We start from the raw sequence: 21,709 nt of genomic DNA on the forward strand, positions 1-21,709 counted from the left end.
ATCGAATGGCGGCATAATAGTGGCGCATCTGAACCCTGGGGAGGGACACCATGCGAGTCTACTGCACGACTTGTGGCCATAAAGGCCGGATCAGTTCGCGGGAGGAAGTCACCCGCGTCTACGCAAAACTCTACTGCCAGTGCCTGGACGCCCAGTGCGGCCACACTTGGGTATCAACCCTGTCGTTTTCGCACACGCTGCGCCCATCGGCTCAGCAGCTGGATACGCTGATTCTGGATCGGTTCAAGAGCCTTCCTGCAGATAAGCAGAAGGAATTGTTCGAGCACATGAGAAGACCAGCAGCATGACAAGACCGCCGGCCAATTGGTCGGCGGTTTCATTTGGTGAGATCAGGATTCCGCGTCATCCGGATGCTTGGCCAACTGATCAATCAGGCGCCGCACCTGGTGACGCTCGAGCTCGGTCATCTGGCGGAATAAACCGATCATTCGGCGTTCGTTCACGCTCAGACCCATCCACTCACACCCGACCAGGTCAACGCAATCCTGCTCAGCTACTGCCAAATTCAACATTTGCTAACTCCTTGATATGCAATGCGACCAGGAGTTATCAGGGCAGGATGGATGCTTTACACGGGGTAGTTGACGAATGACTCCATGCTCAGGACGTCGCGTCTTGGAACATGGCTTTCAGGAAACGGCGCAGCGAACGTCGGTCCTGTTCGGGGATTGCACGGTACTGCTCGAGGAGGTCAGCTTCCTCACTGGAAAGTCCGGCGGGGAGGGTCCTTGATGCCGTCACGATGTATGTCGTATCCACACCGAAGGCCTCAAGTGCGGTCAGGTACTTCAAGTCCATAGAGCTCGATCCGGTGCCCAGCTCGTATTTCTTTTGAGTTCCGCGGCTCACCCCAACACGGACACCAAACTCCTCTTGCGACAGCCCTAAACGCTCACGCTCTTCCCTGAGCCTGTTGCCCACTCCGTCAGCGATTAGCATTTTTTTGACCACAGAACCTTGACTTGAACATTTTTCTGACCAAGAATCACCACAGACGAACACAAACAAACAGGAACAAACACTATGCCCGCGCCAGTTACGCCTGAGCAAGCCCGCGCTTCGCTTGATCGCAAGGGGATGAGCATTGCCAAGTTCAGTCGGATTCATGGTTTGAACAAAAATTTGGTCAGCGGCCTTTTGACAGGCCGCATCAAGGGGCTTCGGGGGGAGGCACACCGTGCAGCGGTACTGCTGGGTATCAAAGACGGCGTGATCGAAGATTAAGGCCATTGGCCATCAGGGAAAATCAGAACATGAATCGTTCAGTTCTCAAGACAAGGAAAGACGTGATGAAGGAGATCATCCGTGCCTACCCAGGCGGTCGCGTCCAAGCAGCAGAACACCTCGGCCTGAAACTCAAGCAGTTCGATAACTACGCGTACGAGAACGGGCATTCCCGCCCTCTCCACGACGTCCAGATTCGCCAGCTGGAAGCCACACTCGGCACCACCCACCTGCCGGACTACATCGCCTCGCTGTACGGAGGCATCTTCGTGCACGTCGCAGACGTCGATGCCCTGGACAACATCGAGCTGTACACCATGTCGATGATTACCTCAGCGAAGCGTGGCGCAGTTGACTTCGAAATCGCCAAGGCCTTGGCCGATGGCTGTATCTCGCAGGACGAAGCCGACGAGATCATGCGTGCCCATGAAGCCCATATGTCGGCCCGGCACACCGAGGTCCTGTCGGCGATCGCGCTGCACCGGGCGCGTGGGGTGGTTGCAGCATGAACACTCAGCCGACCGACTACCAGGACGTACTCCAGTCGTCCGCTCGCCACTACCTGCAGCGTCACCAGGCCGAACACCTGAGCGGCGACCAACAGCTGTTCACCCGCGCCGTTTGCCACTTGGTGGCAGACCACAACGTTTCCGACCCGACGGCAGAAAAAGCCGTGTACCTGGCCATGACTGACCTTGGCCTTGGCGCAGCTGACCGCTCGCCACCCCGCGCAGCGCGCACCTAACCCCTACCCATTGCCCTGCCCCGCTATCCGTGGGTTTGGGTGAGTTGCGTCCGAAGTTGAGGTTTTCATGGAGAACAAGGTGGTAATCACAGCGGAAATGAGCCCCGAACAGGCCAACGCCCTGCTGGCTTCCCTCAAGTCGGACTACAGCGCTGCGCTCAACGAGCACTGGTACGCCGACACCTATCGCTACGTGCCGGAGAAGCAACGGCACACCGCGATCGTTCTGAAAAACCCCGCCATGGGCGCGCAACGCCGGTTGATCGGCGCGCTGACCTACAGCCTCAAAACTGCGAAGTAACCCCGATGATGAACGAAAACATCCTCACCCAAGTACTGCAGCGGCTCGAAAGTGATTTCGGGCTCAAGCACCGCGTAGGAACCGACTACATGCGGGGCGGCACTTGTCCGGCCTGCGGAAAGAAAGAGCTGTACGCTCGCTACGATCGCCCTTGGCAGATCCGCTGCGGAAGGCCGGAGCGCTGTGGCCACATCGAGCACGTCAAGGATCTGTACGAGGATCTCTTCGAGGACTGGAGCAAGCGTGCCCCGGCCACCGAGAACGATCCGAACGCTACAGTCCGCTCGTACCTGGAGTTCGCCCGTGGGCTGGATAGCTGGAAGATGACCGGCTGGTTCACCCAGGAGAGCTACGTCAACCAGGAAACCGGTGAGTCCAGCGCCACGATCCGCTTTCCCCTGCCCAACGACGGCTGGTGGGAGCGCTTGATTGATCGTCCTGGGCGCTTCGGCAAGATGAAAGCGCGCTTCAAATTCAAGTACAGCGCCCAAGGGCAGTGGTGGTGCCCTCCGAGCCTGGATCTCAGCAAGGTCGAAGAGCTGTGGATCGTTGAGGGCATCTTCGACGCTGTTGCCCTGCTGCAGAACGGCCTAGATGCCGTGTCGGCCATGTCCAGCGTGAACTTCCCCGTCGAGGCCTTGAAGCAACTGGCCGAGCAACGCCGTGGCAACCTGCCCACCCTGGTGTGGGCCCTGGACAACGAGCCGGTCGCCCGCGGCTATCTGCAGCGCTGGGCGAAGCAGGCCGCGGAGATGGGCTTCGAGTGCAAGGCCGCGCTGATCCCCCAGCGGGACCGGAAAGTCGATTGGAACGACCTGCACCAGCGCTGGCTGTTTGAAGACGAAGGCAATCCACGAAACCACAAGCGCAAACGCGACCTGGCAGCGGCTCGTCACGAGGGTGACCTGCTGCTGGCATCGACAGCCCGGGAGAAGGCGCTGCTGATGTACATGTGGGACGAAGGATTTACCGAGTTCGCCTTCGACTTCGGCAACCAGACCTATTGGGCAAAGTTCGACCTGTCCAAGCTCGAGGATGAGCAGAAGAAGCTGGCCAGCAGCACGGACCAGGACGACGAGGAGAAACGCCAGGACACCCTCAAGACCGTCTGCTCGTTGAAGCTGCTGGCCAACTGCAGTTTCCAGGCCCTCTACAAGCAGGTGAGCGACGTCACCAACGAGGCCTGGTTCTACTTCCAGGTGACCGGTACCCGGGACGACAAGGGCGACAACTACACCTTCACGCCCAAGCAGATCGCCTCCAGCAGCGAGTTCAAGACCCGCCTGATGTACTCCGGCGCCACTTGGCTGGGCACTCAAAAGCACCTGGATCAGATCATCCTTCGACAGACCGAAGGCCTCAAGACCGTCGAGACGATCGACTTCCTGGGCTACAGCCGGGAACACCAGGCCTACATCTTCAACGACATCGCCGTGCACAACGGCTCCATCTACAAGGCCAACGACGAAGACTACTTCGAGTTCGGCAAGCACAAGGTCAAGTGCCTCATGAAATCCGTGAAGATCAAGAACGCCCTGGACGCCAAGGGCTACAGCGAAGCCTGGCTGAAAAACCTGTGGACTTGCTTCGGCGAGAACGGAGTACTCGCCCTCACCTACTGGTTCGGTTCTTTGTACGCCGAGCAGATCCGTGCCGAACACGAGAGCTTCCCGTTCCTGGAAATGTCGGGCGAGCCTGACTCGGGCAAGACCACACTGATCAAGTTCCTGTGGAAGCTGTTCGGTCGACTGTACGAGGGCTTCGACCCTGCCAAAAGCTCGTTCTCCGGCCTGAGCCGCGCCATGGGCCAGGTGGCCAACCTTCCCCTGGTACTGCTCGAGGCCGACCGCAACACCAACGAAGACAACGCCAAGGCCTTCGAGTGGGACCAGTTCAAGGACTTCTACGGTGGCGGCACCCTGCGTACCCGGGGCGTGAAATCGAACAGCAACGACACCTACGAGCCGCCGTTCCGCTCCTCGATCGTGATCGCGCAGAACGCCATCGTCACGGGCCACGAGGCCATCATCAGCCGGATCTTCCGCCTGCCGTTCCTCAAGCCGACGATCACTGACGACAGCCGCCGAGCCGCTGACGCGATCGTCCAGACCGAGCTCGAGGACGTCAGCCACTTCATGGTCAAGGCCATGCGCGCCGAACAGCAGGTGCTCAAGCGCTTCGCTGAGCTGTACCCCAAGTATCGCGCTGAGCTGTGGTCAAGCCGCAAGCTGACCTCCGATCGGGTGATCAAGAACCACGCCATGATGCTTGCCCTGGCGGACTGCCTGCAGCTGGTGATCGAAGTGCCGGACCACATGGTCCAGGCCTGCCGGAAGTACGTGATCAAGGCCGCCAGCGAGCGCCAGGCGGCCATCACCACCGACCCGAAAGAGGTGAACGAGTTCTGGCAGGTCTTCGACTTCCTGGAGTCGCTGCCCGAGGCCCCACTGGTCAACCACAGCAAGAAGCCTGGCGAAATTGCCATCAACCTCAACCAGTTTCAGCAGGTGGCCACCGAATACCGTCAGCGGATCCCCGAGCTGGGCACCCTGCGCCGGCTGCTCAAGGACTGTCGCGCCCACCCCTGCCTGGCCGACCAGAAGCGGGTGGAAAGCGCCATTCGGGCACGCGATCAGCTCGCCAGGCCCCTGGCCAACATCCCATCGACCGTTCGCTGCTTCATCTTCCGGGAGTAACCGCGATGGACGTGCAAGTTATCAACAGCCCACGACCAGGTACGGCAGCGGATCGGCGGCTGCCGATCGTCCAGGCCGACGCTTACGCCGTGGAAGGCCTGCTGGACATCTTGGAAGTGCGTGCTGGCCGTGGTGAGCGGGAGATTCTGGTGTTGGCCTGTTCACCGGCGCAGGTCCAGGCGGTTCTGGAATGGAGCTGCCTTCACGACGACGGCGAACTGCAGGGTTTGGAGATTTACCTGGTACGGCGTGGAAGCGCTGACAGGTGAAAGGCCGGCGTAGGCCGGTAGAAGAACGGCGCCGAGGAGATTGCAGCTCCTCGACGCCAAACCACCACAGAGGAACGATCTATGAACCATAACCAACGCAGCGGCACCGCAGATCCTACCACAGCTGGGCCGTCTCACAGCCCGCGCCTGCTGGCCATTGGCGTTGTCGGCGCCGCCCTGATCGACCACCAGGTGCACCGCACCGCCGACAGCCGTGCCCGCCTCGAGGGCGCCGCCGACATGGCCCGCCGCCTGGGCGTGCTCGACGGCGCAGAAGCCCAGCTCGTTGCCAACCTGATTGCCCGCTACGACGCGGGCCAACCTCACACCGCTTTCGCTCCAGGAGCACACGCATGACCACGCCAACCAACATCAAGCGTTTCAAGGTGAAGGACACCTGGAAAGACTACGAGGTGACCTTGGAAGTCGACCTCGATCGCCTGACCACCGAGCGAGCGGAACTGATCAACACCTTCTGGGACGGCGCTGAGGATCGGCTGGATGAAGAAGACCAGGACGTGGTCCTTACCGTAGTTCGGCTGGCCGGGCATGAGGTGATCTGCAGACTACTCGAGGATCGAGGGGCAGATTTCGGTGACAGCGAAAAATGGTACTGCGAGAAGACCAGCAAGGAGCTGCACACCAGCGAGGGCTGGGGCGGCGAGATCGAGGGCGACGGCTACGGCTGGTGCGGAATCCGAGTTGTAGGGGCTTACGTGCAATTGCCCGATTTCAACGACGTCGCCGTGTCGGAGGTGACCCAGTGAGCATCCAGAAGCCCGACGACCTGATTATCACCGTCCGCCTCAGCGCCGGCTCTTACACAGCCCGGGCACGTGGCGAGAAGACCACCGCCAGCAGCTCGATTAGCGCCGAGGCTGCCGCTCGGGCGCTGGCCACCAAGCTCGGGCTTGAACTCGCTCAGTTGGACCTGTTCGCCGGGGATCGTGGTGCTGAGAACGGGGTCGTTCAATACTCAGCACGGGCCGCCCTGCAGCAACCTCAGGATGCCGAAGTGAATCCTGGAAACGAGCTGAATCAGGAGTGGACCCCGCCACATACATTGAAGGGCTTGAAACGACTGGCCACGAAAATCAAGCGCGAGCGCGGAATCATTCACGCTCAAGCGCTGGAGCTCAGCGCGCAGCGCATGGGCTACCCCTGCTACAAAACGGCCTTGATTGACCTCAGCGAGGACCTGGAGGCTACACCATGACCAGAACCCACATGTGGCATCGCATGGCCATGCTTGGCCTGATAGTCGTGAAGTGCGGCCGAATGGTCAAAGCCACCCAGTTCACAAACGAGCCAAGAAAGGTTACCTGCAAGGCCTGCCTGAAAAGGATGAGTGGCACCACTCCCCGCTCGAGGCCAGAAATCACGCCCACGTAACAACCCTAGAAAATCTGCTCACAACTTCTAATAACGACCCCGCCGGCGTTGGACCACAATGCCGGCGGGTGCTTTTGCGAGACACAACATGGGGCATGCAACCACCGACGTTCTCAGCTTCGAGGACCTGCAACGGATCACCGGCTACCAGCGCCGATCGGACGTAGAACGAAACCTGGTCGAACAGGGCATTCGCATGTTCCGGGGCAAAGCCGGCCCCTGGACTACCATTGATTTGATCAACCGTGCCGCCGGCGTAGGGCCAGGCCACCCGGAGCGATACGACGCTGACATCCTATGAAGAAGGCCCGCAAGCGGAAGCACAATCCGCACATCCCCAGCCACATCGACCAAGCCGCGCTCCCCGCGGCTATTTACTTTGACCACCGTGGACACGGGATCTGGTACACCTCGCATCGCGACGATGAAGGTAAGCAGCGCCGGCACAACGTTGCACCGGCCGACGCTACGCTGGCCGAGCTGCACCGCATCATGGACGAAGCCAGCAATCCAGCCCGCGACACCCTGAACTACTTGTGCCAGCAGTACCACGAAAGCCCCAAGTTCAAAGGGCTCTCCTCCCGTACCCAAGACGACTACACGTACTGCCGTGAGGTGCTGACCAAGCAGAACACCAGAATGGGTAAGCCGCTTGGCGAACTCGCCGTTCGCGGCTTCTCCCCCGCCCTGGTGCAGCGCCTGGTCGACAAGATCGCCGGCGAGGGCACCCCATCGAAAGCAGCCCACGTGCTCAGGTACCTGCGCCTGGTGCTGCAGTGGGGCCGCAACCGTGGCATCGGAAACCTGGACAGCAATCCCGCCCAGGGCGTCGAAGCGCCAACCGAGCGAAAGCAGCGCCGCCTTCCTGCAGCTGACGTTATGGAGACCTTGATCGATCGGGCAAAGGCACTGGGCAGGCTGCACCGCAACGAGCCTGGCAGTTGCCCCTCATACCTCAGCATCGTGATGGAGCTGGCCTATCTGTGCCGGCTTCGCGGTATTGAGGTCGTGACCCTCACCGATGCCAACGAGCTCGAAGAAGGTGTGCTGACGAACCGGCGGAAGGGCAGCCGCGACAACATCGTCCGCTGGACGCCGCGTTTGCGCGCCGCGTGGGACGAGGCAAAGGCTCAGCGCGCCAGGATCTGGGCTCACCGCAACATTCCCCTCCACCTTCACCCTGGACGACGTCCGCTGATCGTCAGCAGCCACGGCACGGCACTTAGCAAGTCAGGCCTGGACACGGCCTGGCAGCGCTTCATGGCCAAGGCGATTGAGGCTGGTGTACTCCTTGAGGAGCAGCGCTACGGCCTGCACGACCTCAAACGCCGTGGCATCACCGACACACCAGGTACGCGGGCCGACAAGCAGCAGGCCAGCGGGCACCGCAACGAGTCCATGCTGGACATCTACGACCTTGGCCTTCCCCTGGTGAATCCCTCCGATACTCCCCCTCTCCCCCATGCGTAACAAGCGCACGCAATACCCTGGAAACATTGGGTTTTCGGGTAGCCGTGCGTAACAAGGATGCGACCTAAGTCCTTGATTTCATTGTTGTGCGTAGGTGCCTTGTAATCAGTAGGTCCCGGGTTCGATTCCTGGTGCCGGCACCATTCAAGGTTCCAGAGAAAGCTTTCAAAATCTCTGGAACCCCCGAAAAACCCGCCTTCTGGCGGGTTTTTTCGTTTTGGCGTTCCGTCGGATTCCGAGGGTAGCCAGCGCTAATAAGGGTACTTTTAAGGATACCTACCAATTCGACATTGGAAAGTACCCTTATGGCTCGCACAACAGCTCCCCTTACCGACAACGCCTGCCGCACTGCAAAGGCTCGCGAACGTGAGTACAAGCTTTTTGACGGCGATGGCCTTTACCTGCTCGTGAAGCCCAACGGTCGCAAAGGCTGGCGGCTCAGGTATGTCAAGCCCGATGGTCGCGAGGGCCTGACCTCACTCGGCAATTACCCGGTGGTCGGGCTGGCTGACGCTCGCCACAAGCGCTTCGAGCTCAAACAGCAGCTCGCCAACGGCATTGACCCCATCCAATCCAAGCAGCAGGCCAAGGTGCAAGCCGTAATCAATGGCCGTACCTTCGAAAGCGTCGCGCTCGATTGGTATGCCGGGATGGTGCCCAAGTGGGCGCCGGGGCACGCCAAGACTGTGCTCAGCCGGTTGAAGACTCACGTATTCCCTTTGCTCGGTGCCAGGGCAATCGCTGAGTTGGACACCCACGACCTCATGCAGCCACTGGAAGCCGTGACGAATCGCGGCACCATCGACGTGGCGCTCAGGATCAAGAACTACCTGCAAAGCATCATGCGCGAAGCCAAACGGCTGCGGCTGATCACCGCGAACCCGGCTCACGACCTCGACGGCTCGATCAGAGCACCACGGGTTACACATCGACCCGCACTACCCTTATCGCGGCTGCCAGAGCTGCAAGCACGCATCGACGACTACAAAGGTCGTCCACTCACACGCCTTACCGTGATGCTGTCGCTGCACGTGTTCGTACGCTCCAGTGAGCTGCGCTTCGCCCGCTGGAACGAGTTCGACCTCAATCGCGGCATCTGGGAGATCCCCGACACTCGTCCGGCGCTCGACGGCGTACCGTTTTCCACAAGGGGTACGAAAATGGCCGGAGACATTCACGTTGTACCCTTATCGCCGCAGGCAGTGGCCTTGCTTGAGCAAATCCACGCGATCACGGGCAAGTTCGACCTGGTGTTCGCGGGAGATGCCAAACCGTGGAAACCGATGTCCGAGAACACGGTGAATGCCGCGCTCAGGACGATGGGCTACGACACCAAGGTGGATATCTGCGGCCACGGGTTCCGAGCCATGGCGTGCAGTGCGCTGGTCGAGTCCGGGCTGTGGTCAGAGACCGCCATCGAACGGCAGATGAGCCACAAGGAACGCAACAACGTGCGGGCCGCTTATACCCACAAGGCCGAGTTCCTCGAAGAGCGCCGGATGATCATGACCTGGTGGAGCCGGTTTCTGGAGGCGAACCGCGAGGGCCATGTGACGCCGCATGAGTTTGCCAAGCAGACGGGCGAGAACGTCACGCGCCTTCGCAGTGCCAAGAGGACCGAGTAACTCGCCGCACCACCGCATCAAACTCGCTGTGAAGTTACCCACAGCACCGCATGAAGCTCCTCCGCGCGGGTCCTTTCAAACGGGGCTGCAAAGCCGCCCCGTTTGAAAGGACCATACCTAAGAAAAAAAACGCTGGCACAGCGTACGTCTGTGGAAAACCACTGATGCCCACCGGGGGATAGTTTTATCCACAGGCGCTAAATCCCTGAAATCGCTTTGCTTGACGAATATTGTCCACAGGCGTAGACCGGGAGTTGCAAGAGCTGTCGATGACAGCACCCCAGGTGACCCGAACCTTAAAGGTCACGCCGCTCCCGCGGTGGTTCTCCCCAAGTACGATTCGCGTCCGGCAGCTCGTACGGTCACTACCCATGTGATGGATGCCAACTCAATATCGTTGCCCCTGCGGCAACCACCCTACCCATCTGCTCAGCAGCAACCTATCCGCTTGGCCATTTCGCGTGCGCCGACCTGCGCCCGTCTCTTTCACTGGAAAGAGACGGGCGCTCCTGACACTGCTGCAGCCCTGATCGCACATGGCTCAGCGGCAATTCCCCTCGTGACAATTGGCGTGACAAACGCCGATGTCACCAGCAACAGCCATGCAGATGATGGTGCCGCAGACCAGGGAATGGCCTGCACCTGACTGACAGTCAGGCATGCCCCGGTCATCGCATTGCTGCGTTCACCCGGCTCAGGATCTCTCGGCATTGGTCTCGTCAGCCAATGCAGCCTCCACCCGCCCACCGGTAACGGTGCTCAGGAGGCCAGATCATGAGATGCCCTTGCTCCCGGTCGTAAGGAGCCGCCAGTCCCGCGTTAGAGGACATCCCCATAGGTCGCAGGGGCCTTGATCCCTGATAACACTCAGCATTCTTGGCGGGATGACGTGGGGGCGAGGATCGGAGAGCGAAGATGAGGTGACCGACATGGCATTGGTGGGTAGGCGCGACGGCCGCAATTTCGGCTACGGCAGGCAACTGAGCTATGCAGGGCCGCAGGCACTGAAAGACATGTTCGGCGGTGGCCATTACGGAACGGTCAAAGCGCACTGTGACCGGTGGTTGGCATTCGTGAAGTGGTGCCGTTCCGAACAGGGGCCGGGTATCAATGATGCGCGGCAGATTGATCGGAAGGTGTTGGCCGACTATGCAGCATATCTGCGCGACACGGTTGAGCGCGGTGACCTCGCCGTCAGCACCGCGCAAAACCGGCTTTCCAGCGTCAACAGGATCATGGCGGCGCTTCGCGGTGATCAGTACGTGAAGTTACGAAGTCCGAGCAAGGCACTGGGCATGCAGCGCACCGGGATTCGCCAGTCGGTGCCGCAAGGCCAAGACCGCGAACAGGTTAAACAGATTGTCGATGCGCTCTGCCGTGATCATCAGCAGCGGGTCGCCGCGATTGTTCTGTTGACGCGCGCCACCGGCATGCGCTTGCGTGAGGCCATCCTGGCTGACCTGCCACGGCTAAGCCGTGAGGCTAACGATCTAGGCAAGATAAACATTCAGGATGGCACCAAAGGTGGCCGCGCGGGTGCCTCAGCGCCACGTTGGATTGCGGTGGATGACCATGTTCGAGGTGCGCTCGGATTTGCACGGCAGATGTCGCCTGCAGGTAGCAGCAACCTAATAGCGCCACATGAAAGCTATCTGAATGTTCTGCAAGAAATCATTCACCCCGCGCGGGCCATCCTGCATGCACACAACCTCAGAGGCTTCCATGAGCTCCGTGCGGCGTACGCATGTGAGCGCTATGAGCAAATCACCCAGCACCGGGCGCCTATCAACGGCGGCCAGTGTTGCCTGGTAGATAGATACCTTGATCGTGAAGCTCGGAGGCAAATCAGCAGTGAGCTAGGGCACGGTCGGATCGATGTGGTCGCGGCCTACATTGGAGGACGGACATGAGCAAGCCATTCGATATGGAGCTGTTCTTGGCTGGCGTGCTGATCGGATCGCGCGCGACGCGGCAACGTCATTTGCGGCAGGCGAAGCTTATCCAAGCTGAGATTGCAGATCGCTGGCAGCGAGAGACGCCTTGGGCCTGGCAAAAAAAACACTTATCTTGGTTTCTTGAGCATCGCCTATGTAGACACAGTGAGGCGACGCGGTATTACTACGTACTGACGGTACGGCTGATAGTTCGCCGCTTAAAAAAATCATGGAATTTCAAACTCTGATCGAGTGCGTTGCATGAGTGACTCAGCAATTTGCTTTCACAGGCTTTCGCTCTATTCAATGAAGAAGAAGCAATTAAGAACAATTTAATTATTCTGAAAAGTCGAACACTATCAAATAGCTTTAGCACCTAAAGCCACATAAAGGCCTACGCACCTGGATTACTCTCAATTCCGCCAAGGCGCACATTATAATCAGAAATAGACTTACCATTCAAAAATTAGGAGCAACGCTGAAGTATCAGACAACAAACGGAAACTAGCCAGCCACTAACACCTTAAAGCTTCCATACCAAGATCGGCCGAACTCTGCGCCCGGCCGATTCGCAGGCTTATCGGAACTGAAAAACCTACATCATTTGAAATATTAGAGAGCAGTCAGAATATCTCAACCCATAGATTCCCTAAGCGGCATAGACCTAAAAACAAAGTACCGAATACATGTCGATTCTTTTAGACCGCCAGCATCAATCATCCAAAGCATGACAAATGAGCCTTTAATGCATTATGAACAAAGACTTTGTTCTGGAAGAGAATCTCATCATCACCCCTGAAGGAGAAACGCATTCTTTCATGGTGCTCATCTATATTCCCTATAATTCCAACACGGAAAAGATCTTTTAGCACTTCACGAAGTGAAACTCGCTCCAGCAGCTTTTTCGTCTCATCATGTTCCAGCACTACAAGATCTGCCCTCTCACTTAACTCAGCAAATGTAGCTATTTGTTTGTATCCATAGAAAAGATATTTAATCCCTTCAACTTCAGCAGCCTTATATTTTGCCTTCAGTTCTTCTGCGAGCTCTACCCAAGATGCAGTGGAATATGCTTTGCGTATAGCTTCGAGAGCTTGCAAAGAAAAAGTTTCATCATCTGGATATTGGTCTTGCACAGTAATTAGCAAGCGCACTACATCACGAGGACGATACCATGAATTATGAAGAATATAGACTTGCGGACTTTGATTATTTATTTTTCGTGGAAAATAATGATTCCATAACTCTTGAGATGATAAGTCTACAAGTCCTGCTTCCTCGCGCGCATTGTTTATGCGCTGCCAGATAATATTCAATAGCGGCTGCTGTGTGGCATCAAGCCCGGGTCTATTCCATGATATTACAGACCCGAAATCAGCAATCGGCTTATTGATTTCCTTCCCCAATGCGTCCACAGCACTTAAGACTTCTGATCTGATGGCTGCATAGAGGCAGATTGGATAGCCTCTCGACTTACAAGTCGCGTTCAATCGCTCAATCGAGACAATCAGATCCCTAACTAAGCGAGCATCACGCTGGTACTGCTTGTTGCTAGCGTAATTCAGCTCGAGCTCGTCAAAAAAAACGTTCAACCGTCTTGCATCAGGCTCTAATTTCTGGAAGGCTTGATCGGCTCTACGTACAAGGTCGTTGAAATTAACCTTTGCTCGACCAGAGTCATCCCAATCAAATTCCAAACCTAACTTCGGCGACTGGCTTATTTCAACCGTACCTTTTCGAATATTAGGCACCAATCGCATAAGTCCAGATTTCTCTGGCTTAGCATCTGCTTCAGAAGTGACCAATGCAACAAACGTATTGAGCAATTCGTTATTCTGGAATGGTGAGCTGCCCTCTTGAATTAGAGAGGCAATTTTTCTATAGATAAACCAACGCCATACGGTCTCAAAATCATCGCCGTCATAAGCATCACTATTTTCTGCCACCACTTGAACCCTGGCTGCGCGAGCAAAATCCTTTCTCAAGTCTTCATCTACGTCTGATTTAAACAAAACGAAACTTGAATCTGAGTCGCCGGATTCCTCAAGCTTTAATGAGACATAGCGCAGAAGAGCTGTTTTCCCTGTGCCTTTTAATCCCACTATGTAATATTTTTTCTTATCGTAAAATTTTTCTATCGATAGCGCTGGCGGAACAACAAACGAGTTAACGAAACGTACGATTTCTTCAGGACTATTACTCAGCACCTCATTCTTAGCATCTGTGCTACCAAGAGGAATATCCTTTAGCTTTAGTACACCTGAAGTAGTCATCAAAAACTTCCTGTATATCCGATTTTAACTTACTGTAGAAAAATAGGTTATTGCCCAAACTGAGCAGCACGCTACTCGCAGCGCGCCTGAGCCATAAGAAACTATTTACCACACATCCGCCCTCGGCGCCAAGCATGCAGGAGAAATATTCCTGTTATTAGTGACTAACTGCTGTTCACAACGTTGCGGATAAATCTTCGACAAGGAGGACAGGTGAGGTCGCGCTTGTTCGCAATTGGCATTGCGTCTCCCATGTTCTATAAAATTGTTCATACCGGTCGCTCCGAGGCAACGCTGTCTATCCTTCTGTTGATGGAACTACATTGAGAGTAACTCCCGTAAATAGAGGTATCGCTCTCGTCTCACTAACAAGAGCATGAGTCAGTGGAAGTTAGCGGCGACTACAAAGGTCCGTTACTGAAATAATACAGGCGCACTGGTACAACCGGACGGTAAACTTCTGACCTTTGATATAATACCACTCGAGGAGGAAGATAACTTCTCTCGAAAGCTTACTGAAAATGTTAAGCAATACAAATAACGGATCGCCTGCGCCTCTAAAAATTACGATTACATATTATTCAATCTGACGGGCAGATCTCCACTCAAGCAGCCCCATTAGATGCGGGTGGACTTTTCACTCTCCTGCGAGCCAATGCAGATAACTGTAATGCAGTATTTTCTGTTAACTCTGAAAATAGTTGCATTGGGCGCGGGATGCCGACTGCAGAGCGGATCCCTACGGCTTCGGATAGGCTACATAGAGGATTGGAAGATGAGCTTGAAGTTCGAGAGTACAGACAGCGTGAGGCTGAGGCTGCTGCTATAAAGATAAATCCATGGGGATATTTTTAGGGGTAGAAATAGGTAACCGAAAGATAAAAAACATTATAAATCAGATAGTCACAACTATTTTCGACTCCTGGTGCCACACATACCCAATGGCAGCTCCCGCAGCACCCAAAAAACTAGCTACTTGCCAGTACCTGTTACTCCCGGCTCACTACCCGCTCAGCAACCGCTCGATAAATCTCCTCCCGCTCGCGCTTACCCACAGCCACTACAAACACAACAACCTGCTGCTCCACAACCTGGTAAACCAAGCGATACCCACTGCTACGTAGCTTGACCTTGTAGCAGTCCGGAAGATCACTCAACCGATTGGCCTCAACCCGAGGGTTCTCCAAGACCGCTACCAACTTTTTCTTTAATTGCTGCCGAACCGTGTCCCCCAGCTTGCGCCACTCCTTCAGCGCTCGCGCATCAAACTCGAGGCTATAGGTCATCCAGTGAAACCTTCACACGCTGCGGATCGGCCAGTCGCTCCCTGACAGTTGCCAACAGTGCCTCGTCCTCATCTGTGACCAGCACGGTCTTGAAGGGAAGCTGCCCACGCTCGGCAACGTATTGCAGTGCTTGGCGCATCAGCTCGGAGGGCGTCACTCCCAGCTTCTCCAATTCGCGGTAGGCGCGCGCCTTGAGTTCGTCGTCGATACGGACGTTGATGGATGCCATGAAAAGGGGCCTCTGCGTAATGACGTTGGTCTTTACAATGCCGTGCAGAGACCCGACACGCAAGCTGAAACGACAACTGGCGTGTCGCTTCCCAATCGGTTCCACCAAAAGCTACAACCGGTCAATCTCCCTCCGAGGCAGGACAAAAAAGCCCCTTCAAATAGCCCCCTGCCCCACCCGCTTCGCCAACTCCTCCGCACTCTCCTTCCGTTCCGAATACCGATCCACCAGATACTCCGCCCGCCCGCGCAACAGCACCGTGAACTTCACCAGCTCCTCCATCACATCCACCACGCGGTCGTAATACGCCGAGGGCTTCATCCGCCCTGCCTCATCGAACTCCATATACGCCTTAGGCACCGACGATTGGTTGGGGATGGTGAACATGCGCATCCAGCGCCCGAGCACGCGCAGTTGGTTGACGACGTTGAACGACTGCGAACCGCCGCACACCTGCATCACTGCCAGGGTCTTGCCCTGGGTGGGGCGCATGGCGCCGAGTTCGAGGGGGATCCAGTCGATCTGGGCCTTGAACACCGCCGACAAGGCGCCGTGGCGCTCCGGTGAGCACCAGACCTGGCCTTCGGACCATTGCACCAGCTCGCGCAGTTCCTGGACCTTGGGGTGATCGACAGGGGCGTCATCCGGCAGGGGCAGGCCGGAGGGGTCGAAGATGCGGGTGTCCGCACCGAAGTGTTGCAACAGGCGCGCGGCTTCTTCGACCAGCAAGCGGCTGAAGGAGCGTTCGCGGGTCGAGCCGTACAGCAGCAGGATGCGCGGGGGGTGAGCGTTGTCCAGCGGCTGTCCGGGCAGGTCGTCGAACAACGACAGGTCGAGGTTGGGCAGCGTGTCCGACATGGTCCCTCCTCAGAGCGTGCCGATACGATCCAGCTCGCGCTTGAGCTGATCACGGTCGAGGGCATCCGGACGCAGCGCAAAGAACGCCTCGAAACGCCGTTGAATATGCGCGAGGGTCGCCCGGAATGCGGCGTCGATCGTGGCGTCGTCGCCCACCACGTCGGAAGGGTCTTCCAACCCCCAGTGGGCCTTGAGCGCCGGGCCGAAGTACACGGGGCACGCTTCGCCAGCGGCCTTGTCGCAGACGGTGATGACGATGTCTGGCGGGTTGCCTTCGAAGGCTTCGTTGCCTTTGCTGCTCAGGCCATCGATGGCGATGCCGGCTTGCTGCAGGGTCTGCAGGCTGCGCGGGAGCACCTGGCCTCGTGGGAAGCTGCCGGCGCTGATGGCTTCGTAGCCTTGCGGGGCGAGGTGGTTGAACAGGGCTTCGCACAGAATGCTGCGACAGCTGTTGGCCGTGCACATGAACAGGATTCGCATCGTTCGCTCCCCGCCGCGTGGCGGTTTTCAAAGGCCCAGGCGCAGTGCCAGGGCGGAAAGGGTGATCAGCAGCACCGGCAGGGTCAGCAGGATGCCGACCTTGAAGTAGTACCCCCAGGTGATGCGCATGCCTTTGCGTGCCAGCACGTGCAGCCAGAGCAACGTGGCGAGGCTGCCGATGGGGGTGATCTTCGGGCCGAGGTCGCAGCCGATGACGTTGGCGTAGATCATCGCGTCGCGCACCAGCCCTTCGGCGCCGCTGGCCTGGATCGACAAGGCGCCGACCAGCACGCTGGGCAGGTTGTTCATCACCGACGACAGCAACGCCGCGATCAGGCCGGTGCCGAGGGTGGCTGTCCACAGGCCGTGGGCAGCGAGGCGGTCGAGTACTGTGGCGAGGGCGTCGGTCATGCCGGCGTTGCGCAGGCCGTACACCACCAGGTACATGCCCAGCGAGAACACCACGATCTGCCAGGGCGCTTCGCGCAGCACGCGGCGGGTGGAGATCACATGGCCACGGGCGGCGACGGCGAACAGCACGGCGGCGCAGGCTGCGGCCACTGCGCTGACCGGGATGCCCAGCGGCTCGAGCACGAACAGGCCCACCAGCAGCGCCAGCAATACCACCCAGCCGACGCGGAAGGTCGCGCGGTCGCGGATTGCCAGGGCGGGGGCCTTGAGGTCATCCAGAGCATAGCGCGCCGGGATGTCGCGCCGGAAGTACAGGAACAGCACCAGCAGCGTGGCAGCCACGGCCACCAGGTTGACCGGCAGCATCACCGAGGCATAGGCGCTGAAGCCCAGCCCGAAGTAGTCGGCCGAGACGATGTTCACCAGGTTCGACACCACCAGCGGCAGGCTGGCGGTGTCGGCGATGAAGCCTGCGGCCATGACGAAGGCCAGGGTCGCGCCGGGCGAGAAGCGCAGCGCCAGCAGCATCGACATGACGATGGGGGTGAGGATCAGCGCGGCGCCGTCATTGGCGAACAGAGCAGACACTGCGGCGCCCAGCAGCACGATGAAGGCGAACAAGCGGCGTCCGCTGCCGCGGGCCCAGCGCGCCACATGCAGGGCGGACCACTCGAAGAAGCCGGCCTCGTCGAGCAGCAGGCTGACGATGATGATGGCGATGAAGGTGGCCGTGGCATTCCAGATGATCGCCCAGACGGCGGGTATGTCGTGCAACGACACCGCGCCGAACAGCAGCGCCAGCAGTGCGCCGAAACTGGCGCTCCAGCCGACGCCAAGCCCCTTGGGCTGCCAGATGACCAGGATGAGGGTGAAGACGAAGACGCAGGCGGCGATCAGCATCGGCAGGTCCTCGTCCACTCAGCAGCCGGCAGCGGCACGGACGGGGCGATCGTCCATGTGCTGCAGGCGGGCGATGTTGTCCTGGAGCCAGGCGGCATTGGCCTGGGCGGTGACCTGCAACAGCTCGCTGACCCAGGCGGGCAGTTCAGGGTTGAGGCGGTAGTACACCCACTGCCCCTGGCGGCGGTCCAGCAACAGGCCGGCGCTGCGCAACTGGGCGAGGTGGCGGCTGATTTTCGGCTGGCTGTCGTCGAGGGCGCACATCAGTTCGCACACACACAGTTCGCCAAGGCGGGCGATCAGCAAGGTGGCGCGAACGCGGGTCTCGTCGGCGAGGGACTTGAAGACCTGGGTGGGGGTGATCATGGGAGGCACCTGAACATATGGAAATCCGAATATACGGATTTCCATATATAGATTGCAACAGGTGCTGTCGTTTGATCAGAACGCCGTGCTGACGGTCAGCGACAGGTTGCGCGGATCGCCATAGATCGCTCCGGCGTAGAAGCCGTAGCGGGTGTAGTAGTGCTTGTCGAACAGGTTGTTGGCGTTGAGGCTGACGCTGGTGTCGTCGGTCAGTTGGTACTTGGCCATGGCATTCCAGATCGCATAGCCCGACCAGTTCACGTCGCTGGAGCTACGGCTGACACCGTTGGTCGGCTGGCCGGCCGGGGTGGACAGGGCGCGGATATTGGTCTGCGCGGTGACGCCGGTGCCGAGGGTCAGGCGGTCGAGCGGGCCGGACAGGCGGTAGGTGGTCGAGGCCTTGAACAGGTGCGACGGATCGCTGCGCCCGTCGCTGTCGAGGCGGCGGAAGTGCAGGTAGGTGTAGCCGGCGTAGACGTTCCAGTTCTCGGTCAGGGCGCCTGCGAGTTCCAGGTCGATACCGTCGGTTTCCTGGCCGGAACCTGCCTTGTAGGCGGTGGCGCCGGTCGGGGTCAGCAGGTCGCCGTCGGTGACTGCCTTGTTCTCCTGCTTGGTGCGGAAGTACGCGGCGGATGCGTTCAAGCGGCCGTCGAACCAGGCGGCCTTGATGCCGGTCTCGTAGCTCTGGCCGCGGATCGGCTCGACCTTGGTGCCGCTGGCGGTCTCTTCGGTCTGCGGGTTGAAGATGTCGGTGTAGCTGGCGTACACCGAGTAGGTGTCGTTGAGGTCATACACCGCGCCCAGGTAGGGGGTGACGATGCCGTTGTTCTGCTGGTTGCTGCGCACGCCGCTGACGTTGCGGGTGGTGGCCGAGTAGTCGGTGCTGCGCACGCCGAGGATCACCGACAGCGGGTCGGTGATGCTCAGGCGGGTAGCGGCGTACATGCCTTGCAGGCGGGTGGTGGTCTTGCTGTGGCGACCGGTCTGCGAGGCGAGCATGTCGTAGTCGCTGTCCACGCCGTTGAGCCAGTTGCTCAGGGGCAGGCCGTTGTTGGCGCGGAACTGGCAGCCCAGGGCCGGGGCGCTGACGCTGTTGGCGCTGACCATGGTGCAGGTGTATTCCGGCGACCAGGCCACGGTGCGGCTGTCGTTGTAACCGACCATCGCCTGGTGGGTGCGGCCGAACATCTGGAACGGGCCGGATAGGTCGATCTGCGCCGATTGCTGGGTGGTGTCGCTGGAGCTGTGCAGGCCGTTGAGCACCGCGCCGCTGCCATCCTGGTCCCAGTAGCCGCCGTAGACGCCGCGCCCGGACGAGTTGACCTTGGCCAGGCCGCGGTGGTTAAGGGCATCGCTGGTACTCTGCGAGCCTTTCAGGTCCAGGGTCCAGTCGTTGTCGAAGCGGTGCTGCAGCGAGCCGAAGGTGGTGCGGGTGATGTACTCACCGAAGCTCCAGCTGGGCACCACGTTGGTGCTGCGCGGCAGGTCGGTCTTGCTGCCGTCGCCATACCAGATCGGGATGTTGGCGCCCCAGCCGCCACCGACCACCTTGTTGTATTCGTACTGGTAGCCGGCGCCGAGGGTGGTGGCCTCGTCCAGGTCGAACTCGAAGTTGGCCAGCGCTGCACGGGCGCGCTCGGACTGGTTGTCACGGAACGAGTTGGCATCCTGCTGGGTGACCACGAAGCGCGAGCGCAGGCGGCCGTCTTCGGAGAGCGGCAGGTTGAGGTCGGCGCCCAGGCGGCGTTTGTCCCAGCTGCCGTAGGTGGCATAGGCGCTGCCGCCGAAGGTGCGGGTTGGCGCCTTGCGGATCAGGTTGACCGTCGCCGACGGGTCACCGGTGCCGCCGAGCAGGCCGTTGGCACCACGGACGATGTCGATGCGCTCGTACAGGTCGAGGTTCAGCGCGTTGCCGCTGCCGCTGAAGTCAGAGCCGCCGGGGAACTGCAGGCCATCGATCTTCCAGTTGCTGATCGAATAGCCACGGGCGCGGAAATCGGTACGCCCGCCCACTTCCATCTTGCTGACGCTGATCCCCGGCGCGGTATCCAGCGCCTGCTCGATGCTGTGCACATCGCGGTCGTCCATCTGCTGGCGGGTGATGCTGGTCACCGACTGCGGGGTCTGGCGCGGGGTCAGGTTCAGGCCGGTGGAACTGCGCGTGCTCTCGACGGTGTAGCCGAGCTGGCCGGCGTCGTCGGCACTGGGCAGCGCGCTGTCTTCGATGTTGGTGGCGCCCAGTTCCAGGGGCTGGGGGTCAGCCGCAAAGGCGCCTGCGGACAGGCTGAAGGCGATACACAAGGCAAGCGGCGAGAGGCGGCTGCCACCGCGGGTGAAGCGGGCGCAGGCGCCAGGGATGCTCTGAGGTTTCATTTGGGAAGGCTTCGTATTCGCAGATGGTTTTTGCTACGATTCTAGGGATGTGCCCTCTGGGCTCCATCCCCGGCTTGTACGGGGATGTAATGGAACGTAACGGGCGCCTTTCAAGCGCCCCTGACAGGTGTCCCCCTCAATGAGCACAACCTTGCTGGTTGTCGACGATGACGACGAGATTCGCGAACTTCTCTGCGATTACCTGACCGATGCCGGCTACCACGTGCTGGCTGCCGCCGATGGCGAGCAGATGCGCCAGCAAATGGCGCGGCACAAGGTCGAGCTGGTGGTGCTCGACCTGATGCTGCCCGGCGAAGACGGCCTCAGCCTGTGTCGCCAACTGCAGGCGCAGCCGGGCCTGGCGGTGATCATGCTGTCGGCCAAAGGCAGCACGCTGGACCGTATCATCGGCCTGGAAGTGGGCGCCGACGACTACCTGTCCAAGCCCTTCGAGCCCCGTGAACTCATTGCCCGCATCAAGGCCGTCCTGCGCCGCCCGCAGCGCCTCGACACACCCAGCGAAGAGCCCGCCAGCCAGGCACAGCAGTTCGCAGGATTCAGCCTCGACCACATCAAGCGCCTGCTCACTCACCCCGACGGCCAGACCCTCACCCTGCCCCGCTCCGATTACCGCGTGCTGCGCGAGCTGCTCGAGGCCAACAACCGCGTGGTATCGCGCGATCACCTGACGCGCAGCGCCTTTGGCCGCGACCACCTGCCCGACGACCGCTCGGTGGACATGTGCATCAGCCGCCTGCGCCAGCACCTGCGCCGCGCCGTCAACGGCAGCGCGCAGATCCTCACCATCCGCAACGAAGGCTACCTGCTCAGCATCGCCCGCGAGCCAGGCGCCTGA

Annotated in this window: 26 protein-coding genes; 16 read left to right on the plus strand and 10 right to left on the minus strand. The window is 59.3% G+C overall.

What is annotated here, in order from left to right; translation table 11 throughout:
* Positions 1-50: 50 nt before the first annotated feature.
* Positions 51-308 (plus strand): ogr/Delta-like zinc finger family protein, encoded by a 258-nt coding sequence (locus AB688_RS25965; RefSeq protein WP_081255173.1) that lies wholly within the window; start codon positions 51-53, stop codon positions 306-308.
* 42 nt (positions 309-350) lie between these two features.
* Here AB688_RS25965 and AB688_RS00390 read toward each other — a convergent pair whose 3' ends face one another.
* Positions 351-533 (minus strand): hypothetical protein, encoded by a 183-nt coding sequence (locus tag AB688_RS00390; protein WP_063541496.1) that lies wholly within the window; start codon positions 531-533, stop codon positions 351-353.
* An 88-nt stretch (positions 534-621) separates the two neighbouring features.
* The gene (locus tag AB688_RS00395) at positions 622-960 is read right to left on the minus strand and encodes a helix-turn-helix domain-containing protein (protein ID WP_063541498.1); all 339 of its coding nucleotides are present in this window, start codon (positions 958-960) and stop codon (positions 622-624) included.
* An 84-nt stretch (positions 961-1,044) separates the two neighbouring features.
* On the opposite strand from AB688_RS00395, the gene AB688_RS00400 reads away from it, so the two are divergent.
* The 14 genes from AB688_RS00400 (at position 1,045) to AB688_RS25980 (ending at position 11,925) form a co-directional block, all read left to right on the plus strand.
* Positions 1,045-1,245, plus strand: coding sequence for a DNA-binding protein (locus AB688_RS00400; protein ID WP_063541500.1), 201 nt, complete (start codon positions 1,045-1,047; stop codon positions 1,243-1,245).
* 65 nt (positions 1,246-1,310) lie between these two features.
* The gene (locus AB688_RS00405; RefSeq protein WP_231100281.1) at positions 1,311-1,754 is read left to right on the plus strand and encodes a YmfL family putative regulatory protein; all 444 of its coding nucleotides are present in this window, start codon (positions 1,311-1,313) and stop codon (positions 1,752-1,754) included.
* A complete protein-coding gene (locus AB688_RS00410) occupies positions 1,751-1,990 on the plus strand; it encodes a hypothetical protein (protein ID WP_063541504.1) in 240 nt (79 codons plus the stop codon). Before AB688_RS00405 ends, AB688_RS00410 begins: the two co-directional genes overlap by 4 nt.
* A 79-nt stretch (positions 1,991-2,069) precedes the next feature.
* On the plus strand, positions 2,070-2,291 hold the full coding sequence (locus AB688_RS00415) for a hypothetical protein (RefSeq protein WP_331250177.1): 222 nt from the start codon (positions 2,070-2,072) through the stop codon (positions 2,289-2,291).
* An 8-nt stretch (positions 2,292-2,299) separates the two neighbouring features.
* Positions 2,300-4,987: a toprim domain-containing protein gene (locus tag AB688_RS00420; RefSeq protein WP_063546588.1), complete on the plus strand. Its 2,688-nt coding sequence runs from the start codon at positions 2,300-2,302 to the stop codon at positions 4,985-4,987.
* A 5-nt stretch (positions 4,988-4,992) separates the two neighbouring features.
* Positions 4,993-5,256 (plus strand): hypothetical protein, encoded by a 264-nt coding sequence (locus AB688_RS00425; protein WP_063541508.1) that lies wholly within the window; start codon positions 4,993-4,995, stop codon positions 5,254-5,256.
* A gap of 81 nt (positions 5,257-5,337) precedes the next feature.
* Positions 5,338-5,613 (plus strand): hypothetical protein, encoded by a 276-nt coding sequence (locus AB688_RS00430; RefSeq protein WP_063541510.1) that lies wholly within the window; start codon positions 5,338-5,340, stop codon positions 5,611-5,613.
* Positions 5,610-6,023, plus strand: a complete 414-nt coding sequence (locus AB688_RS00435; protein ID WP_231100282.1) for a DUF2528 family protein — start codon at positions 5,610-5,612, stop codon at positions 6,021-6,023. Before AB688_RS00430 ends, AB688_RS00435 begins: the two co-directional genes overlap by 4 nt.
* Positions 6,020-6,472 carry a hypothetical protein gene (locus tag AB688_RS26955; protein WP_063541511.1) on the plus strand — a complete coding sequence of 151 codons (453 nt, stop codon included), beginning with the start codon at positions 6,020-6,022 and terminating at the stop codon, positions 6,470-6,472. Before AB688_RS00435 ends, AB688_RS26955 begins: the two co-directional genes overlap by 4 nt.
* A 264-nt stretch (positions 6,473-6,736) precedes the next feature.
* The gene (locus AB688_RS27100) at positions 6,737-6,949 is read left to right on the plus strand and encodes a DUF4224 domain-containing protein (protein ID WP_023382856.1); all 213 of its coding nucleotides are present in this window, start codon (positions 6,737-6,739) and stop codon (positions 6,947-6,949) included.
* Positions 6,946-8,118, plus strand: coding sequence for a site-specific integrase (locus tag AB688_RS00455; protein ID WP_063541513.1), 1,173 nt, complete (start codon positions 6,946-6,948; stop codon positions 8,116-8,118). Before AB688_RS27100 ends, AB688_RS00455 begins: the two co-directional genes overlap by 4 nt.
* A gap of 305 nt (positions 8,119-8,423) precedes the next feature.
* Positions 8,424-9,743, plus strand: a complete 1,320-nt coding sequence (locus tag AB688_RS00460; RefSeq protein ID WP_063541515.1) for a tyrosine-type recombinase/integrase — start codon at positions 8,424-8,426, stop codon at positions 9,741-9,743.
* Between the two features lie 929 nt (positions 9,744-10,672).
* Positions 10,673-11,653, plus strand: a complete 981-nt coding sequence (locus AB688_RS00465; RefSeq protein ID WP_063546592.1) for an integrase domain-containing protein — start codon at positions 10,673-10,675, stop codon at positions 11,651-11,653.
* Positions 11,650-11,925, plus strand: a complete 276-nt coding sequence (locus AB688_RS25980) for a hypothetical protein (RefSeq protein ID WP_081255175.1) — start codon at positions 11,650-11,652, stop codon at positions 11,923-11,925. The genes AB688_RS00465 and AB688_RS25980 overlap by 4 nt, the downstream gene beginning before the upstream one ends.
* A 468-nt stretch (positions 11,926-12,393) precedes the next feature.
* Here the strand turns inward: AB688_RS25980 and AB688_RS26680 are convergent, their stop codons facing one another.
* The 8 genes from AB688_RS26680 to AB688_RS00505 form a co-directional block, all read right to left on the minus strand.
* On the minus strand, positions 12,394-13,950 hold the full coding sequence (locus tag AB688_RS26680; RefSeq protein WP_146226828.1) for a P-loop ATPase, Sll1717 family: 1,557 nt from the start codon (positions 13,948-13,950) through the stop codon (positions 12,394-12,396).
* Positions 13,951-14,939: 989 nt separating this feature from the next.
* Positions 14,940-15,236, minus strand: coding sequence for a type II toxin-antitoxin system RelE family toxin (locus tag AB688_RS00475; RefSeq protein WP_063541519.1), 297 nt, complete (start codon positions 15,234-15,236; stop codon positions 14,940-14,942).
* Positions 15,226-15,465 carry a type II toxin-antitoxin system RelB/DinJ family antitoxin gene (locus AB688_RS00480; RefSeq protein WP_063541521.1) on the minus strand — a complete coding sequence of 80 codons (240 nt, stop codon included), beginning with the start codon at positions 15,463-15,465 and terminating at the stop codon, positions 15,226-15,228. Before AB688_RS00480 ends, AB688_RS00475 begins: the two co-directional genes overlap by 11 nt.
* A 156-nt stretch (positions 15,466-15,621) precedes the next feature.
* Complete coding sequence (gene arsH, locus AB688_RS00485; protein ID WP_063541524.1) at positions 15,622-16,323, minus strand: arsenical resistance protein ArsH; 702 nt, start codon at positions 16,321-16,323, stop codon at positions 15,622-15,624.
* A 9-nt stretch (positions 16,324-16,332) separates the two neighbouring features.
* Complete coding sequence (locus AB688_RS00490) at positions 16,333-16,803, minus strand: arsenate reductase ArsC (RefSeq protein ID WP_063541526.1); 471 nt, start codon at positions 16,801-16,803, stop codon at positions 16,333-16,335.
* 27 nt (positions 16,804-16,830) lie between these two features.
* The gene (locus tag AB688_RS00495) at positions 16,831-18,114 is read right to left on the minus strand and encodes an arsenic transporter (protein WP_054891260.1); all 1,284 of its coding nucleotides are present in this window, start codon (positions 18,112-18,114) and stop codon (positions 16,831-16,833) included.
* Between the two features lie 18 nt (positions 18,115-18,132).
* Complete coding sequence (locus tag AB688_RS00500) at positions 18,133-18,480, minus strand: metalloregulator ArsR/SmtB family transcription factor (protein WP_063541527.1); 348 nt, start codon at positions 18,478-18,480, stop codon at positions 18,133-18,135.
* Positions 18,481-18,555: 75 nt separating this feature from the next.
* A complete protein-coding gene (locus tag AB688_RS00505; RefSeq protein WP_063541529.1) occupies positions 18,556-20,853 on the minus strand; it encodes a TonB-dependent siderophore receptor in 2,298 nt (765 codons plus the stop codon).
* 139 nt (positions 20,854-20,992) lie between these two features.
* On the opposite strand from AB688_RS00505, the gene AB688_RS00510 reads away from it, so the two are divergent.
* Positions 20,993-21,709 carry a response regulator gene (locus AB688_RS00510; protein WP_063541531.1) on the plus strand — a complete coding sequence of 239 codons (717 nt, stop codon included), beginning with the start codon at positions 20,993-20,995 and terminating at the stop codon, positions 21,707-21,709.

This window comes from Pseudomonas putida, from assembly GCF_001636055.1.
GTDB lineage: Bacteria > Pseudomonadota > Gammaproteobacteria > Pseudomonadales > Pseudomonadaceae > Aquipseudomonas > Aquipseudomonas machongensis.

Excerpts from the sequence above, each read along its gene's own strand:
- AB688_RS00505 (WP_063541529.1), bottom strand. The coding sequence starts at position 20,853 with ATGAAACCTCAGAGCATCCCTGGCGCCTGCGCCCGCTTCACCCGCGGT.
- AB688_RS00460 (WP_063541515.1), top strand. The coding sequence starts at position 8,424 with ATGGCTCGCACAACAGCTCCCCTTACCGACAACGCCTGCCGCACTGCA.
- AB688_RS00430 (WP_063541510.1), top strand. The coding sequence starts at position 5,338 with ATGAACCATAACCAACGCAGCGGCACCGCAGATCCTACCACAGCTGGG.
- AB688_RS00395 (WP_063541498.1), bottom strand. The coding sequence starts at position 960 with ATGCTAATCGCTGACGGAGTGGGCAACAGGCTCAGGGAAGAGCGTGAG.
- AB688_RS00495 (WP_054891260.1), bottom strand. The coding sequence starts at position 18,114 with ATGCTGATCGCCGCCTGCGTCTTCGTCTTCACCCTCATCCTGGTCATC.
- AB688_RS00475 (WP_063541519.1), bottom strand. The coding sequence starts at position 15,236 with ATGACCTATAGCCTCGAGTTTGATGCGCGAGCGCTGAAGGAGTGGCGC.
- AB688_RS00390 (WP_063541496.1), bottom strand. The coding sequence starts at position 533 with ATGTTGAATTTGGCAGTAGCTGAGCAGGATTGCGTTGACCTGGTCGGG.
- AB688_RS00490 (WP_063541526.1), bottom strand. The coding sequence starts at position 16,803 with ATGCGAATCCTGTTCATGTGCACGGCCAACAGCTGTCGCAGCATTCTG.
- AB688_RS00455 (WP_063541513.1), top strand. The coding sequence starts at position 6,946 with ATGAAGAAGGCCCGCAAGCGGAAGCACAATCCGCACATCCCCAGCCAC.
- AB688_RS00465 (WP_063546592.1), top strand. The coding sequence starts at position 10,673 with ATGGCATTGGTGGGTAGGCGCGACGGCCGCAATTTCGGCTACGGCAGG.
- AB688_RS00500 (WP_063541527.1), bottom strand. The coding sequence starts at position 18,480 with ATGATCACCCCCACCCAGGTCTTCAAGTCCCTCGCCGACGAGACCCGC.
- AB688_RS00410 (WP_063541504.1), top strand. The coding sequence starts at position 1,751 with ATGAACACTCAGCCGACCGACTACCAGGACGTACTCCAGTCGTCCGCT.
- AB688_RS00435 (WP_231100282.1), top strand. The coding sequence starts at position 5,610 with ATGACCACGCCAACCAACATCAAGCGTTTCAAGGTGAAGGACACCTGG.
- arsH (WP_063541524.1), bottom strand. The coding sequence starts at position 16,323 with ATGTCGGACACGCTGCCCAACCTCGACCTGTCGTTGTTCGACGACCTG.
- AB688_RS00425 (WP_063541508.1), top strand. The coding sequence starts at position 4,993 with ATGGACGTGCAAGTTATCAACAGCCCACGACCAGGTACGGCAGCGGAT.
- AB688_RS25965 (WP_081255173.1), top strand. The coding sequence starts at position 51 with ATGCGAGTCTACTGCACGACTTGTGGCCATAAAGGCCGGATCAGTTCG.
- AB688_RS00480 (WP_063541521.1), bottom strand. The coding sequence starts at position 15,465 with ATGGCATCCATCAACGTCCGTATCGACGACGAACTCAAGGCGCGCGCC.
- AB688_RS00405 (WP_231100281.1), top strand. The coding sequence starts at position 1,311 with ATGAAGGAGATCATCCGTGCCTACCCAGGCGGTCGCGTCCAAGCAGCA.
- AB688_RS00400 (WP_063541500.1), top strand. The coding sequence starts at position 1,045 with ATGCCCGCGCCAGTTACGCCTGAGCAAGCCCGCGCTTCGCTTGATCGC.
- AB688_RS00420 (WP_063546588.1), top strand. The coding sequence starts at position 2,300 with ATGAACGAAAACATCCTCACCCAAGTACTGCAGCGGCTCGAAAGTGAT.
- AB688_RS25980 (WP_081255175.1), top strand. The coding sequence starts at position 11,650 with ATGAGCAAGCCATTCGATATGGAGCTGTTCTTGGCTGGCGTGCTGATC.
- AB688_RS27100 (WP_023382856.1), top strand. The coding sequence starts at position 6,737 with ATGGGGCATGCAACCACCGACGTTCTCAGCTTCGAGGACCTGCAACGG.
- AB688_RS00510 (WP_063541531.1), top strand. The coding sequence starts at position 20,993 with ATGAGCACAACCTTGCTGGTTGTCGACGATGACGACGAGATTCGCGAA.
- AB688_RS26680 (WP_146226828.1), bottom strand. The coding sequence starts at position 13,950 with ATGACTACTTCAGGTGTACTAAAGCTAAAGGATATTCCTCTTGGTAGC.